Origin of the sequence: Rhodohalobacter sp. 8-1, assembly GCF_038150125.1 — a bacterium.
GTDB lineage: Bacteria > Bacteroidota > Rhodothermia > Balneolales > Balneolaceae > SW132.
Map to the genome: position 1 here is coordinate 176,178 of NZ_JBBVMF010000006.1, position 15,737 is coordinate 191,914.

At 44.5% G+C, this 15,737-nt stretch carries 15 protein-coding genes and 1 other RNA gene; 9 read left to right on the forward strand and 7 right to left on the reverse strand.

Going from position 1 to position 15,737, the window contains the following annotated elements; translation table 11 throughout:
• Positions 1-11 precede the first annotated feature (11 nt).
• Complete coding sequence (locus AABW11_RS08075) at positions 12-2,453, reverse strand: ABC transporter permease (RefSeq protein WP_340104411.1); 2,442 nt, start codon at positions 2,451-2,453, stop codon at positions 12-14.
• Between the two features lie 350 nt (positions 2,454-2,803).
• On the opposite strand from AABW11_RS08075, the gene AABW11_RS08080 reads away from it, so the two are divergent.
• Complete coding sequence (locus AABW11_RS08080) at positions 2,804-5,107, forward strand: glycosyltransferase (protein WP_340104413.1); 2,304 nt, start codon at positions 2,804-2,806, stop codon at positions 5,105-5,107.
• A 151-nt stretch (positions 5,108-5,258) separates the two neighbouring features.
• On the opposite strand, the gene AABW11_RS08085 is transcribed toward AABW11_RS08080, so the two are convergent.
• On the reverse strand, positions 5,259-6,110 hold the full coding sequence (locus AABW11_RS08085) for a transglutaminase-like domain-containing protein (protein WP_340104415.1): 852 nt from the start codon (positions 6,108-6,110) through the stop codon (positions 5,259-5,261).
• A 232-nt stretch (positions 6,111-6,342) separates the two neighbouring features.
• Here AABW11_RS08085 and AABW11_RS08090 point away from each other — a divergent pair, with 232 nt between their 5' ends.
• From AABW11_RS08090 to smpB, 4 genes are read left to right on the forward strand one after another with little or no spacing between them, the layout of a single operon-like run.
• A complete protein-coding gene (locus AABW11_RS08090) occupies positions 6,343-7,566 on the forward strand; it encodes an arginine deiminase (RefSeq protein WP_340104417.1) in 1,224 nt (407 codons plus the stop codon).
• 17 nt (positions 7,567-7,583) lie between these two features.
• Positions 7,584-8,798 (forward strand): site-2 protease family protein, encoded by a 1,215-nt coding sequence (locus AABW11_RS08095; protein WP_340104419.1) that lies wholly within the window; start codon positions 7,584-7,586, stop codon positions 8,796-8,798.
• Positions 8,799-8,835: 37 nt separating this feature from the next.
• Positions 8,836-9,270, forward strand: coding sequence for a hypothetical protein (locus AABW11_RS08100; RefSeq protein WP_340104421.1), 435 nt, complete (start codon positions 8,836-8,838; stop codon positions 9,268-9,270).
• Between the two features lie 11 nt (positions 9,271-9,281).
• Positions 9,282-9,770: an SsrA-binding protein SmpB gene (smpB, locus tag AABW11_RS08105; protein WP_340104423.1), complete on the forward strand. Its 489-nt coding sequence runs from the start codon at positions 9,282-9,284 to the stop codon at positions 9,768-9,770.
• Between the two features lie 156 nt (positions 9,771-9,926).
• Here smpB and AABW11_RS08110 read toward each other — a convergent pair whose 3' ends face one another.
• The 5 genes from AABW11_RS08110 to AABW11_RS08130 all read right to left on the reverse strand — a co-directional run bounded on the left by AABW11_RS08110 (position 9,927) and on the right by AABW11_RS08130 (position 13,356).
• Positions 9,927-10,376 (reverse strand): hypothetical protein, encoded by a 450-nt coding sequence (locus tag AABW11_RS08110; RefSeq protein ID WP_340104425.1) that lies wholly within the window; start codon positions 10,374-10,376, stop codon positions 9,927-9,929.
• A gap of 70 nt (positions 10,377-10,446) precedes the next feature.
• Positions 10,447-10,947: a DUF4168 domain-containing protein gene (locus AABW11_RS08115; RefSeq protein ID WP_340104427.1), complete on the reverse strand. Its 501-nt coding sequence runs from the start codon at positions 10,945-10,947 to the stop codon at positions 10,447-10,449.
• 138 nt (positions 10,948-11,085) lie between these two features.
• An RNA gene (gene rnpB / locus AABW11_RS08120) (RNase P RNA component class A) lies at positions 11,086-11,459 on the reverse strand.
• A 94-nt stretch (positions 11,460-11,553) separates the two neighbouring features.
• Positions 11,554-12,288, reverse strand: a complete 735-nt coding sequence (locus AABW11_RS08125) for a zinc ribbon domain-containing protein (protein WP_340104429.1) — start codon at positions 12,286-12,288, stop codon at positions 11,554-11,556.
• 15 nt (positions 12,289-12,303) lie between these two features.
• On the reverse strand, positions 12,304-13,356 hold the full coding sequence (locus AABW11_RS08130; RefSeq protein ID WP_340104431.1) for a Nif3-like dinuclear metal center hexameric protein: 1,053 nt from the start codon (positions 13,354-13,356) through the stop codon (positions 12,304-12,306).
• Between the two features lie 250 nt (positions 13,357-13,606).
• On the opposite strand from AABW11_RS08130, the gene AABW11_RS08135 reads away from it, so the two are divergent.
• From AABW11_RS08135 to AABW11_RS08150, 4 genes are all read left to right on the forward strand, one after another.
• Entirely contained in the window at positions 13,607-14,302 is a 696-nt protein-coding gene (locus AABW11_RS08135) for a YggS family pyridoxal phosphate-dependent enzyme (protein ID WP_340104433.1), read from the forward strand.
• A gap of 67 nt (positions 14,303-14,369) precedes the next feature.
• On the forward strand, positions 14,370-14,681 hold the full coding sequence (locus AABW11_RS08140) for a hypothetical protein (protein WP_340104435.1): 312 nt from the start codon (positions 14,370-14,372) through the stop codon (positions 14,679-14,681).
• Positions 14,682-14,687: 6 nt separating this feature from the next.
• Positions 14,688-15,056 carry a hypothetical protein gene (locus tag AABW11_RS08145; protein ID WP_340104437.1) on the forward strand — a complete coding sequence of 123 codons (369 nt, stop codon included), beginning with the start codon at positions 14,688-14,690 and terminating at the stop codon, positions 15,054-15,056.
• A gap of 42 nt (positions 15,057-15,098) precedes the next feature.
• Positions 15,099-15,716, forward strand: coding sequence for a DivIVA domain-containing protein (locus AABW11_RS08150; protein ID WP_340104439.1), 618 nt, complete (start codon positions 15,099-15,101; stop codon positions 15,714-15,716).
• The last annotated feature ends 21 nt before the right edge of the window (positions 15,717-15,737 follow it).

The window sequence follows — 15,737 nt, forward strand, 5'->3', positions numbered from 1 at the left end:
ACTGCTTTGGGTTATTCACTTCTAAGACTTTCAACCGGACTGATGAGGGATGCGCGCACAGAATATGAGCTGATGGCGAAGAGGCTGATCAAAATTGAAATCACTATACTTGAAATAAATGTTAACACCAGGTAAAAGTGAAGGTTGATGGCATACGGAAATTCTCGAAACCCGATCGTTGCCAGCAAATAGACAATCGGCAATGCTATCAGATGCGCTAAAAGAATCAGTTTTACATAGTCTTTGCTGAGAAGATAAAAAATTTGCGAGGCTGTTGCTCCCATCGCTTTACGCACCCCTATTTCGCGTGTACGCTTGCTGATGGAATAGGACGCAAGGCCAAGAAGACCAAGACAGCCAATGCCGAGAGCTAAAATAGTGAAGATCCCCATCAGCGAGCTGAACTGCTCTTCCTGCTCATACATCTCTTCAATCTTGCTATCCAGGAAAAAGAAATCAAATGGGTGCATAGGGTCAATGCTGTCCCAGACGCCTTGAATATGCGCCAGTGCATCGTCTGTGTTCGCTCCCGAAAGTCGTATTTTAAAATAATCGATATTTGAGACAAACTGGCTCTCCGATTCCGGCAGATCCAGTATCAGCGGTTCAAGATCGTAACGAAGATGCGCGAAGTGAAAATCTTCGGTGACGCCAACCACATTGCCGGTTTTGTCAGCCAGCTGAAACGTTTTTCCGATGGCCTCTTCCGGCTTTCCCCAGCCCATTGAATCAACCATCGCGCGGTTAATCAGAAGTGCCTGTTCGGGATCAGTGGAAAACTCATCAGAAAAATCCCGTCCGGCGATGAGTTTAATATCCATCGTTTCAAGAAAATCATCGGCAACAAACAGTTTGGCTATAGAGAACGCCTCTTGTTCGCCATATCCTTCCGGAGCAATCTGGTAGGTGAAATAGGTATCGGACCCCAGCACGGTTTTAGAACCTGAAACCTGGCTCACGCCTGAATTTGCCAGCACGCGCTGTTTAAATTCTTCAAAGTACCAGATAGTCAGGCTCATAGAGGCCGGTACAACAATAACCTGCTCGCGATCGAAGCCCATATCTTTCTCCTGCATGTGCTGGTACTGCAAGAAAGCAAGTGATGTGCCTATAATTAAAACAGCGGTTATAGAAAACTGAAAGACTACGAGTGATTTCCGAAGCTTGCCGCCTTTATGACCAGCCGTAAATGTTCCCTTTATGGCATCAATTGGGCTGTATCTCGACAAAAACGTGGCAGGATAGAAACCTGCGAGCAACGTGATGGCGATCACAATCAGCACGCTGATTGCCAGGATAATCCCCCAGCTGAATGTGGCCAGCTCAATCTCTTTGCCTGTAAACAAGTTGAAATATGGTAATGCGTTAACCACAATAAATCCGCTTATCAGCACTGCAAGGATTGTGTAAATGAAAGACTCAAACAAAAATTGGCCTGTGAGCTGGGACCGGTGAGCTCCGAGCGTCTTTCTAAGCCCCACTTCTTTTGAACGCGTAAGAGCACGTGCTGTGGATAAGTTTATGTAATTGATGCAGGCTATGACAAGGATAAGCAGGCCTACCGCGGAAAAAATCAATAAGTAAAGAAAGCTGCCGGTAGGCCCGATTTCATTATCGGCGTTGGAGTGCAGATAAATATCAGTCAGCGGTTGAATCTGCAGATCTACCTGCTCATTTTCTCCATAAAATGGCTCATAATAGGTTTTAGAAAATGCGGCGAGTTGCTCCTCAATCTGCTCACGATTAGCGCCTGGCTCAGCTAAGATGTAGGTCCAGTTAGGCGTCCATAGCCAGCGTTCAGTAATTTGATCGTAATTTTGCCAAATATTCCTGAGCGACTCAAACGATGCAAGAAGAGCGGCCTCTACATGGCTTTGCCGCGGCCAGGATTCCATCACACCGGTTACCGTAAGTAAGATGCGTCCCTCGTACACAAGCTGCTTGCCGATGGGGTCGTCATCACCAAAATAGCGGGCGGCTGTTTCAGGCGTAATGACCACGCTGTTGGGTTCAGCTAAAACGGCGGCAGGATCTCCCCTGAGCAGGGGAATATCAAAAATATTGAAAATGGAGGCATCGCTGAAGTAGAAATGTTCTTCACGGTAAAACAGCTCGTCATCACGGTTGCCAATGGAGATGTTCGGGGCTTCCATATCAAAGAGCCGTGCGGCTTCTTTTACGTAGCCGTCCAGGTCGTTTAGCATGGCCTGGCGCAGTGGAAAAGGAGTGCTTGCAGAATGCGTTTCGTTACCCTCGTAGGTATTTATCTGACTAACTCTGTAGATATCCTCTTTCTGCTCATGATATGTATCAAACCCAAATTCATCCCACACATACATACCAATAAACAGGAAACAGGCAATGCCAACCGCAAGGCCGGTAAGGTTGATAAGTGTATAAACAGGATTTCTTTTCGCCGTCCGATATAAGATTAAGAAGTAGCTATTTATCATGTATCAGGGTCAGTTAAGAAAGTCTGAGAAGTAATGAATCTGCATTTGAGAGCACTATTTGGGGTAAAGACAAGAGATTTTCTAAACTACATTGTTACAACTAATCTTAAACATTAAAATTAATTAATAAAAAATGGAAGTCTATTTTCGGGGATAAAAGAAACATTTATAGATACTTATAAACCTGAGTTCGATCCTTAAATGATGATATCAAAAGTCCCTTTTATAGTGGATAAGTGAAATAGTTTATTAATCGAACTGAAGTTTTAAAATTAGACAAGGTATTTAGGGAAAAGGACTTTCTATGATGTAACATCATCCTGTATATTTGGGCCAAATCAAACTTATATATGAAACATCAGCCAATAATAGTATCTGCGCTTCTTACAACTCATCTGTCAGACAGGCACCTGCTAGAACTTCTCAACTCACTTTTGAAGATGTCCTTTGCAGGTCTGGAGATAATCATTATTGATGATGCAGCCTCTGAAGAACTCAGCGGCCAGCTTCATGAGATGGTTCAGACCTGCGACAATGATTTAGTATTTTTGCTCGATCACGAACAGTCTGCTGGGCGCGGTAACTGCCTGAATGAGGCAATGAATCAGGCGTCAGGCAAGTTTATATGGGCACCGCAACGGGCCGACAGGTTTAATGAAAATCTATTCAGGGATGCTTTCAGGCGGTTTAAGTCGGATCCTGCGGCTGTTTGGGTGATGGACTATAATTTACCTAAAAGCTCAGCGGAATGGATTGAGGATGCCGAGAATGGCCGGCTGCCAGACGATAGCTGTTTCGTTTGGAATCGAGACGTTCTGCAAGGCCGCTCGTTTTTCTTTAACCCTTTTTTAACCCATTTGCACGGTGCCGAGCTTGCGATGCGCATCAATGGAGATCATGTGTGGCACAGAACGGATCCGTTTTTTGTGATTGATGACCATCAGTTTTTGGCACCGGTCGGCAAAAACTTCGAGGAATTTATCCGGTCGGTGCATAGATCAGAACAATCTGCGGGTCGAAAGGCTAATATTCTAGACCACCTTATGAAAGCGGGAGAGGATTCTTCACCATCGGTAAGTCATGGTAGCCTGCTCACTCAATGCCGACAATTACTTGCACAGGAAGATGCTAAAAATACACTCAGGCTGATTGATACATTTTTGAAGCAAGAGCCGGACCACTATGAGGCATTGCAAATAAAAATCGCAGCACTTGAAAAATTGCGCCGGCATGTAGAGGCGGCGGAACTGAAGCACGATTTAAAAAAACTACGCCTGGCCGAGTCGATGGAGCAGACCAGGAGAGGAGACGATATTGATGAGAAACTCCAAAACGAAAGTCTGCCTGAACAAACAGATGATGAGAAAGAGATCGCGTACTCTGTTGTCGTCCCAACAACTGGCGTGGGGAAACACCGGCTCGAGCGGTGCCTGAACTCGCTGGCAGGTGCGGTATCAAAGTCTGACACGGAGCTTATTATTATTGATAACGCCAGCATCGACGACACCTTCGACTATCTGGATCAACTTAAAGAGAAGCAGTTTTTAAATATCCGTGTGATTACCAATTCAAGCAACGCAGGGTTTGGTGCTTCTGTTAACCAGGGGCTTGACGCAGCCGATGGAGATTTTGTAATGGTGCTACACAATGATGTGGAAGTTAGCCCTGGTATCGTGGCTGATCTTACCCGTGGATTCGACGCCGATCCCCGCGTAGCGATCGTTGCGCCCGTGCTCGATCAAACTCAGCATGCGGCCCAAATAGGTCAGCCGGAGGAAAATGTAGCTGATCCCGTGGTGCTAACTGATATCGTAGATAGTTGCTGTTTTATGGTTAAGTGCAATCAGTTAGCAAGAATGGACACATCGTTTGGGCTGGCCTATTTTGAGATGGAGGACTACTGCCGTCAGGTTCTTGATGATGGAGGGCAGATCGCCGTTTCATCAGGCGCAAAAGCGATTCATCATGAAGGATCAACCACAAAAACAATGGGTTTCAAACAAACGCCCCAGCGAAAATGGGCCAACCGGGCGCTTCTGCACCACAAATGGACCGAGCCTCCCGCTTATGAAATTCCAAGCCAGGGAACTATTGCTGACCGATTTGAGCGGCTGGAACCGCCAATTGATCCGTCGAACCCGCCGAATGACTGGCAAGAGACGGTGCTGGAATTTTTAACGGATGAAATTCGAACGGAGATACTTCGAAGTGATCTCTCAAAACGAGAGCTGATGGTAATTGTACCCACCTTGCTGATGGCCGATTGCCGGGAGTTGCTGCGTACGCTTGAAGATCGCCTGGACAACATGGATCTCCCGCCGTCAATGTTGCTGCTGTTTGTGAACTACTACTTCGAGAAGAATATCTACTCCCGCTGTCACCACTATCTTGATAAGGCAGGCCAGTCACATCCTGCGTTCGACCTGTTTCGCCTGAAAATACACATCGCAGATAAAGAAATAGATGATGCCTCAGCCCTTCTGGCCAAGCTTATCGACAAGTACCCGGCCAGCCCGGACCTTTTTGCGCTCGCGGCCCGGCTATATGAACAGGCTGGTGACAGGGATGAAGCCAATTCCTTTGCGGCAATGGCCAACCAGCTCGACCCGCTTCGCTACCCGCCCGAAGAATCAGCCTTTGAAGTGAAATTTTAAGTCATCGGTGTTAGTCTGCAGGGGAAGAAATTCTGAAGAAAAGTCAACGGATGAGTCACTCACGAAAACCGATAGTTTTAGGGGTGACTCGAATTTTGGAAAACCCGTTACCCTAATCACCAATAAACAAATAACCAATCAACCAACCTACCTACCGTTTCGTCTCAACCAGTGCAAGCAGCTCCTTAAGATCTGCCACTTTCTGCTCCTGGTGATTTTTCGCGTAGCTGTGCATGAGGTTGCGAATGCATCTCGCCAGAATTTCCGACTCATCGGCTCTCTCAAGGTGCTCCGCCCGCGGTTCAATGCCGTTCTTCTTCAGAAAATAATAGCATTGATCATACGTCACAATGGTGCCGCCATCAAACGGATCAACCAGGATGTTTTGGTTGTGCGTCTGGTAGACCAGCATAAAATGGATCGGCATGTTCGCACCGTAAAACGGAAGGTTCAGACGCCGTGCGATACTCATTACAACAACGCTGAGCATGATGGGCAGGCCTTTCCGGCGATCGATTACGCGGTCAAGAAATGCGTTTTCAGGATCATGGTAGTTCTTGGAATCACCCCGGAATCGCAATTCGCGAAACACAAAATGGAGAAGTATCCTCATTTTTTCATTTAGCGAGGGTGTATAAGCGATATCACTGCCAATTTGCCGGGCAAGGTCATCAAGCTTATCCTTATATTCTGATGCCCTCAGTGTGGGGTTGCCAAACCGGGCTAAGATAAAAAGCGCCTCTTCAAGCGATCGCCTGCCAGTAACACCGCTGTCAATCAGGCCGGTAAAATCCTCAAGAAGAGAACCATACGTAATATTGTGTATAATTTCATTGATATGCTGACGTTCGCTATCTCTTACGGATTCGCTTTTATACTGGTCCAGCAAGGGTACAGCTCTCTCACCCAGTTCCTGAAACCTGTTCTTAACACCGTTTTGCACTGCAGGATCGGGATCCTCAAGCAGATATATAAGTGATTCTATTTCGGCTTTATTTGTCATGTGTGATGTAACATCAGCATTGGTATTAATATTCCATCTTTTTTTGTTATCGACCAAATAGATAAAATGATAAAATCATTTTTAAATGAATAAAAACTCGGGATAAAGATCTATTTTGTCTGCCCGTTTATAAAACCATCTTCAGAAGCACTTATTGCAGTGTAATCCAGTTTATAATGGTGTTCTATAACACGTATATTGCGCCTTCAAATAAATTCACTTATTCGTTCACATGAAGATTCATATACCCTCAGAAACAGGCCGGCTGAAAAAAGTGATTGTACACACTCCCGGGCATGAAGTGTCGCTTGTAAACCCGGAGCTTAAAGACGAGCTTCTGTTTGATGATATTATATTTGAAGAAGATGCCCGCGAAGAGCACCTTGATATGCTCGATCTGTTCAAGGCGGCTATGCCGGAAGATGGAGAAATCCTGGAAATTATGGATTTGGCCCGCGAGTGTCTTCAGGATGCAGATATCCGGCGGGGATTCGTTAATACACTGGTAAGAGAACTTCCATACGAAAATCTCGCAGCTGTTCAGAAAGATCTTCAAAAGCTATCGGCCGATGAACTGCTTCGGTTTGTCGTGGAAGGATCCATTTCCCCTTCTCACCACTTTACGCTCCACCCGGCTCCGAACCTGCTATTTACCCGCGACCTGGCCGCCGTTGTGAATGATACGGTTATTCTATCAAAAGCCGCCAAGCGAGCCCGTGCAAGAGAATCTCTGTTGATGGAGCTCATTCTGAAAAACAGTGACACCTTTAGCGACGTAAAAAACAGGATTATCTACACAGACAGAAGCCAGTCGATTGAAGGCGGCGACGTGTTGGTGGCATCCGATAAAGTGGTACTCATTGGAATGAGTCAACGAACCACATTCAGCGGAATGATGGGAGTTGCGGGTCAGCTTTTGTCTGGAAACGTTGAGCACGTACTTGCGGTTGATATCCCAAAGCAACGATCATCGATGCATCTTGATACTATTTTTACGTTTTCCGACGAAAATGAATGCGTGGTTTTCCCGCCTGCCATCGAGGAGCAGACAGACAATGTGGTTGAGCTCAGTAAAGATGGAGATTTGATAGTCTCAAAGAAGCACTCGAGTCTCAAAAATGCGCTTGAAACACTAATGGAGACAGAGTTTACGTTTATCCGTTGCGGAGGTGATAACCGAACCACGCAGTTTCGTGAGCAATGGACTGATGGTGCCAACGTATTTGCACTTGCCCCCGGCGTTATTGTTGGATACGAACGAAACACAAAAACGTTTGAAGCGTTGTCTGAGCATGGATACAAAATTATGGATCAGTTCGATTTTGTTGATGAGTACGAAGACAAACAATTTGATTATAAAAAATCGGGAAAAATAGCGATCAGTTTCCAAGGGCATGAACTTTGCCGCGGCCGGGGCGGAGCCCGTTGTATGACGCTTCCCATTCTCAGAAATTAATCTTTTAGACAGCAGATTTGCCTTACCCACATTCTAACATTCCCGAAACCGATATTGATGCCCAGGAACCAGCGCAGGTACCGCCTCCAATCAATAAACCGACCTGGATTGAAATTCTTAAGCACACGGCGCTTTTTGTAGCTACCTTTGCCTGCGTTACGTTTGTAGGGATCATTTATGTAGGGCAAGACGTCGGCGCGGAGAGCTATTTTGATATGTGGCCTCACGGTGCTCTTTTTGCATCACTCCTTCTTGCATTTTTGGCTACGCATGAATTCGGCCACTATTTTGCAGCCGTGTATCACAAAGTGCGGGTAACTCTTCCTTACTTTATCCCAATCCCGCTGGGCATTGGAACATTGGGGGCTGTTATCAGGATTAAAGAGCAGATACAGAGCACCAAGAAACTATATGATGTCGGTATTTCCGGACCCATTGCCGGGTTCATAGTGTCGCTGGGAATATTGCTTTACGGTTTTGCCACACTTCCCGATCCCTCCTTTATAGAAAATTTCAGCGGGCACGAAGCCGTTATCAATCACATTCAGGAGACAAGGACTTTTCCGGATGAGGCACCTGAAACGCCTGACGGCGTCGGTTCAATTATCATTGGAAACACACTGCTTTATAGTTTTTTGGCAAGTTTCTTTGAGAACGTCCCGCCTATGTATGAAATGTTCCACTACCCGTTTCTTTTTGCAGGATGGCTGGGGCTATTTTTCACCGCGCTGAATTTGATGCCGATCGGTCAGCTTGATGGCGGCCATATTCTCTATTCCCTGATTGGATTTAAAAAGCATCAGCAGGCGGCACGAATTTGTTTTGCAGGACTCACACTGCTTGCCGGTATAGAAGCCATACCGTTCCTGTACCTCCAGTTTTCGGAATGGCTGCCCGGCTACGAATTCTCCTCAACGGTTATATGGGCTGGTATTCTGTTCTTTCTTATGCGAAAAGCGTTTCACCGCGCCCATGAATGGATAGCTCCGCTTTGGGCATTGTCACTTATGGGTTCAGTTGGTTATCTTTACCTATTGGGCGGGGGGCTTGAGGAAGCCGGCTCACTCATCTGGGTGGTCTGGTGTTTTTTCCTGGTTTATTTTGTCAAGATTGAGCATCCGCCGGTCATATATGAGCAACATTTGAGTCCCCGGCGCAGAGTGTTAGGCTGGATCAGCATGGTTGTATTTATCTTATGCATCAGCCCGTCTCCGATAAGTGTACTAAATTAAAATTAAGTTGGAACCACTATTCTTGTTAAATAAAACTATGAAAAAAAGAAGTTTGATTTCCGCGTTTGTATTAAGCCTGTTTCTTATCTCATGTGGAGAAGAAACCCAAGACCAAAATCTGGATATGTCGCTCGAAGACAGAATCAACCTGCTGATTGAACAAAATGAGTACGAAGCAGCTCTTGAAACACTCTCAGAGGAAGATAGTTCTGATCCGGAGATTGCAAGATTAAAGGAAAAGACTCATCTCAACTACGGACTGCACAGTATGAACACATTCGATCAGACTGAAATGAGAACACGGATGAACAATGCGCTGTCTCAGTTCACAGAAGTACTTAGGATTAATCCTGACAATTCAGCCGCGAAAGCATACATCCAGCAGATTTTAGATATTTACGCTACAATTCCCGACAGGAGTCCTGAGGAAGACGTGATGGAAGGACTTCGTGAGGTTGGGTTTGATCAATAATAGGGACTGATTTGGCAAAAAAAGCAGAGAAAAAAAAGAATTCCCCACCGAAGATTGAGAACCGAAAAGCACGGCACGACTATCATATCGATGAAACATTCGAGGCGGGTGTTGCACTCAAAGGAACAGAAGTTAAGTCGATTCGCGCAGGCAAAGCAAGCCTGAATGAGGCGTTTGCGTATCTTCAGAACGGAGAAGTATGGCTGAAAAATATGTATGTGAAGCCCTACGAGTTTGGCACGCATAATAATCATGATGAGCGGCGCGATAGAAAGCTTCTTCTGAAACGCTCCGAGATCAGGGAGATCGATAAATACATCAATCAAAAAGGCTTTGCGCTTATTCCGCTGAAGCTTTATTTCAAGCGAGGATATGCAAAAATCCTGGTAGGATTAGGGCGCGGTAAGAAGAGCTACGACAAACGTGATGACATCAAAGAGAAAGATGCAAAACGTGAATTAGACCGCAAGATAAAAGGCTCCTACACGGTTAATTTGTAGGTTTGATGGGTAATTTTCTATCGGTCAATTTATAAGACCTTCTTTTCCGTAAGAATACTCACGGCGAATAAAGGTGGGTAGATTGAATATTCAAATGAACTCGAAAAGTCCGTCTTATACTCCTATATATTTCCTATTGTTAGGGGAGACTTCTTCTTAGATATTTGGAAAATGTGTTTCTACGGGAACCTTCGTGGGTTGATGACAAAAGTCCTGCAAGTATAGCTTCTCATGTAGTCTCATCAAACCATTTGAGTTATTCAGAAGGTAAAACCAGTCATTGATTTTGTTTGATAGGACAAAATATGTTGCTTTTACAGATTCTTCATCAAACGGAAAAACACCGTTTAATTCAGAATGACAATGATTCAGCTGAGGGGTAGGGCGGCGTGACATCAAGACGATATTTACAAACAACTGATACACCCACGCCGCCACCTTGCTACCCAACGAGTGTGTCATCCTGATCAAGCCATTGTAGTTGATGGCGTAGAGAAGGATCTGTAAAAGCAATATTCTATTTTTTGAATATGTTCGAAGCAATTGTCCACAAATTTTGTCATCAACCCACGAAGATTCCTGTAGAACAAAAAGTATTTTACCCATAAAAAAAGCCACTCATTTTTAAACTGAGTGGCTTTTAAGTTCTATAGGACAAAAAGGATACAGCTAAAAATTAGCCTTCCTGAGTAGTATCCTGGAGAGCAGATCGAAGTCTTGTCATAAGCTCCTGATCTTGCTGAGCACCCATCATAATTGCCTGGTAACGCTGAATATCCATACCATTGTCTTCAATTTTCTCAACGATCTCCTCCTGTGCTTTCATCTGCAGGTCGGATAGCTCCGGCTGAATTTCCTGGATTTGCTGACGCTCTTCATCAGTAATTTCAACTTGTTGCGCCATTTGAGGGTTTTGCATGGCTTGCATTAACTGCTGAAACCGCTGCATTGAAATTTCTTTCTCCTGGAGAATTTGCTGTATATCAGATTGAAGCTGTACCTGGATAGGTTCGATTTCAGAGATCGTGGTTACGAACTTGTCCAGTTCTTCTTCACTTACATCCTCTGATGAAGGAACATCAGGCATTTGTTGCTGCCCCATACCTTGTGCAAGTGCTGATGTTACTGCGAATGTTGCCCCTATAAGCAGAAGGCTTGCTATTTTTAAAATCTTCATTAAATGAGTTTTTTATTATAAATTAATAGTTTTAAAACCTTTGATAAGCAGTTTTATTGCCACTTTACTTGTTTTTATAAAAATCAGCCTTTTATGTTCCAATAACAAATGATTAGCTGAACGAGTTGATATGAAAAAGGATAGATGTTCCCTGTAAGCCGAATTCTGTGTCCCGATAAATCGGGATAGCAGCCATTTATCTGGCCTCTGCATCACTGCAGAGATCTGAGCGTCCCACCCGATTGTATTGTGACGAACGGCACACAATCTGCGTGAACTTGCACCCCATGAGGTTTGCCATGCGCCACACATCACTGCATGGCCGGTGAGCTCTTACCTCACCTTTTCACCGTTACCCACGCCCGTAAGCCCGGGCAGTCTGTTTTCTGTGGCACTTGCTGTCGTACCGGCCTTGAAGCCGGCACCCCTTCCCGTTAGGAAGCATGGTGTTCGTTGGTGTTCGGACTTTCCTCCCCCTGATTAAATCAGGGAGCGGCTGCCCGGAAACATCTAAATATTATGATTGGAGACGGCAGTAACATTACAGCCGGCGGATAAAAATACGAAACGTGTATGCTTAAGGCCGGCTGACATTATGTTGCTGACTCAAACGTTAAGCTGTTTTTTGGCCTCTTCAAAAAATGACGGGTCTACAACGATGCGGCCGCTGTTTTCGTCGATAATGACTTTATTCTTTCGGCGCACTTCAACCTGAGCCTGAGGGGGAAGTGCCATACCAAGAGCTGCGCCTTTTTCCATGGGTACAACTGCAATGCCATTATTAAGGCCGTTTCTTAACCTGTTATAGCTTCGAACGTACCTCGTATCGAGCTCTTCTTCGAGCTCTGCGCGTTTTTTGAGAAGTTTGCTCTCTTCACTTTCGGTACTTTCAATAACCTTATCAAGATTTTCTTTTTTCTCTTCGTAAAGGTTTTGGATATCCTCGAGTTTTTTCTGGTTTATGTCGAGTTCTTCTTCGAGTTCAACCAGGCGTTTTTCAATCTCAGCTATACGTTTTGTAGCATTTTCTACATACTGCTTTTGCGCTTCAATTTCTTTTGTGAGGGCATCATATTCACGGTTGTTACGAACCGTAAGCTGTTGCTCTTCATATTTCTCATTTTTTTGCTTGGCAGTTTCAATACCAAGTTCCAGATCTTTTTTCTCGCCTATCAGGCTTTTTTGCTCTTCTTCGAGCTGATTGATCCTAGCTTCGTGTCGTTTAATGTCGGTTTCAATGTCTAAAACTTCTTCGGGAAGATCGCCTCGTAGCTGGCGGATTTCGTCGATTCGGCTGTCAATGTATTGTAGGTTAGCGAGTTGTTGAAGTACCTCTTGCATGGGAGTTGGTGCTATTTAAATGGATTTATTATTGAATTCTGAAACGTAAATTTTCATCGGGTTCGTGACTTCTTCAGTTGCGTCAACCTGCAGCTGTTCAAATGCTTCTGCCAGTTCCTTACGGATAGCTTCCACTACCGGAAATTCGCTTTCGTAATGCCCGGCATCAATGAGGAGAAAATTATTTTTCTCTGTAAAATATTCGTGATATTTGATATCGGATGTTACAAACGCATCTGCACCCGCTGCCATTGCCTTGTCTTTCAACGAAATACCGGCTCCGCCGCAAACAGCGACACGTTTAATTCTTTCAGACTGTCCGGAGTAGCGAACGGCATCCACGTCGAGTGCGCGGCAGACAAGGTGCAGAAATTCATCCATGGCAATACCCTCGTCTGGATACTTACCAATGACACCCATCCCAAAATTATCGGATGGTGATTCCATGTCAGACACCTGGAATGTACCCGATTTCAGCAGGCCTTCTTTGTTGAGGGCACTTTTAAGCTGATTTACGTTATGGCTGTCGATAGTGGCCTCAAAACATTTCAGGCCGTTCTTTCTGCCGTCAACACCGTAGAAATAAGCCTCTTCAGCAGAGAAGTAGTTCATAAGTTTTAAAACTGCCTCAGAATCTTCAAATTCCGTTGTGAGTGAAATTTTCTTGCTTATGGGATATCCCTTGTCAAGAAACTGAAGATTGTCGAGCCCCAGGTTGTTAGCCAGTACGAACGAGACGCCGTCGAGTGCAGCGTCGAGATTAGTATGGGCCGACAGGAGTGCAATGTTATTACGGATTAGTTTGTATATGATCCGGCCCTGCTCATCGGAAGGGTTAATACTTGAGATCTTTTTGAAGATCAGCGGATGGTGTGAGACGATGAGCTCACATTTTTTCTCGAGAGCTTCATTTACAACAGCCTCCGTCACATCAAGGCAAACCAAAACGCGTGATACGGAAGCGGCTGAATCACCAACCAAAAGTCCAACGTTGTCGTAGCTGAGTTTTAACTCAGGTGGGGCCCACTGATGCATGAAGTTTGTGATATGCCGGACCTGAGTGTTCATCAAATGGTTCCTCCTCTAAAACACGGATGAGCTATGTGCTGAGGTTGCCAGGATAATAATCCTGAATATATTTGTTGTAGAATGAATGGGTAGTTTATCATATGCATTTTCACAGACCTAAAAATACGATTATTTTTCTACCATTGAAAAACTTTTTAGCCGTAAATTTAAGGCTTAGAAAGTTTATGGAATGATTCGGCATTTTTTCATTTTCATGCTAATTGATTAATTGAATTCAACAGGAATAGAAATGGATGTAAAAGAAAGGCTTGAGAAGGTCGAAGCGCGTATTGAAAAAGCCTGCAGAGCTTGTGGGCGGTCTGCAGAGGAAATTACACTTGTGGCAGTGAGCAAAACAAAGCCAAATGAAGATATTTTAAAAGTTCGGGAAGCTTCTCAGCTTCATTTTGGAGAGAACAGGGCAAAAGAGCTTCAGGATAAAATGGAGCAGATTGAAGATGAGGACATAATCTGGCATTTTATTGGAAACCTGCAAACCAATAAAATTAAATATATGGTGGAGCGGGTCAACTGGATCGATTCCATCCACAAGAAAAAAGCACTGAAGGAAGTGGAGAAGCGAGCGTCGCGAATCGGGCGCCATATAAATGTACTTATCCAGGTAAATATTAGTGACGAGGATCAAAAGAGCGGATGTGACCCCGAAAAGCTTGAGAAGATTTTAACCTATGGGCAAGATCTCAAATTTACGCACGTTCGAGGTCTGATGGGTATGGCTACGTTTACGGATGATAAAGATCTGGTTCGCAAAGAGTTCAGGCTGTTGAAAAAACTAAGGGATGAGCACCTTCACTTAAACGGTGGCTCTGTTGAACTGGAGCATCTGTCGATGGGGATGACAAACGACCTGGAAGTGGCCATCGAAGAAGGGTCGACAATGGTCAGAGTTGGAACGGCAATATTCGGTGAGCGTAACTATAATTGATTTCGCTCGTTAAATAGGGTGCGATTTTCCCGAAAATTTATATCTTACAAAGAAAAAGACAACCAATATGTCTGCATGGATATGGGTATTGATTCCGCTGGTTGCCATTATTGGTGGATACATCATAGATTATCAAAAAAACAAGTTGAAATGGCAGAATCAGACCAACAGCAATGAAGCTGAATTGGAAGATTTGAGGGTTCTGGCTAATCAGCTGAAATCAAGAATTGAAAATTTGGAAGCGATCGCAGCAGGCGACCCGGATGAATTTTCTTCATTTGAAGGTGATTCGCTGGGAAAGATTGAAGTGGATGACAGGCAGACGCAGAAGGATAGGAACAAATCGAAAGTAGAAGATATTGCGAATAAACAAAGGTGATGAGATATGTCAAATGAAGAAATAGCTATCGTGGCCATAGTATTTGGGAGCATCACTACAATTGTATTCCTGGGTATTGTAGGGAGCATTATTAAATCCTGGATCAAAAGCAGGAACAGTTCCGAAGACATTACAAAGAATAAGGAGTTTCTGTCGGCACTGCGCGATTTTAAAGAAAAAACAGAGCGGCGGATCGCCAATCTTGAAGCTATTGTAACTGAAGATCGCCAGCTTGAGAGTAATAAAAAGAGTGAACGCAAAACCGAGCATAAACAAACGGAACATACCCGTGCAGTTGAGATAGAAATGGATGATGAAAGCAGATCCGAAGAATCAAAATCCTCGGGTAACCTGCGCAACATGTTAAACCAGTAACTAGTATCTTTGTCAGCCTAACTCAATTCATCAACAACCAATATGAAACTCACAGCGCTCGAAATTAAGCAGCAGCAATTCGAAAAATCACTTCGCGGATACGATGTTTCCGAAGTAAATGCGTACCTGAACCTTGTGGCGAATGAGTGGGAGCATATGGTGGGCAAAATGAAAGAGATGGAAGCCCAGCTCGATAAAATGGATGAAAAGCTGAAGCATTACGAGCGTGTTGAGCAAGCTCTGCATGAAACGCTTCAAACAGCTAAAGATTCAGCAGAACAGAAACTAGTTGGGGCAAAAAAAGAGTCCAGAAATATTATTGAAAAAGCGGAGATGGAATCGGATGCCATCGTGCGCGAAGCAAACCAGAAGCGTCAGCAAATCAGGCAGAGTATTTTACGGCTGCTCGACCGGCGTGAAGAAATCATTGGCGGCATGAAATCGTATCTGGAAATGGCACAAGATTCGTTGCAGCATTTTTCAAGGGATGATGCATCGCTGTTTTCACTTCCAAAAGAAGACACAGGCTATTCCGGTGAACAAGAAGAGAGAAGAAAGCAGGAATCCGCATCTACAAAAAAACGTTCTCAGCAAAAAGAAGAACAGCCGGTCCCTCCGGGTGCCGAAAATCTTGACGACATTTTAGACGATATTGATTAATTAACTGAATGAACTGCGTTT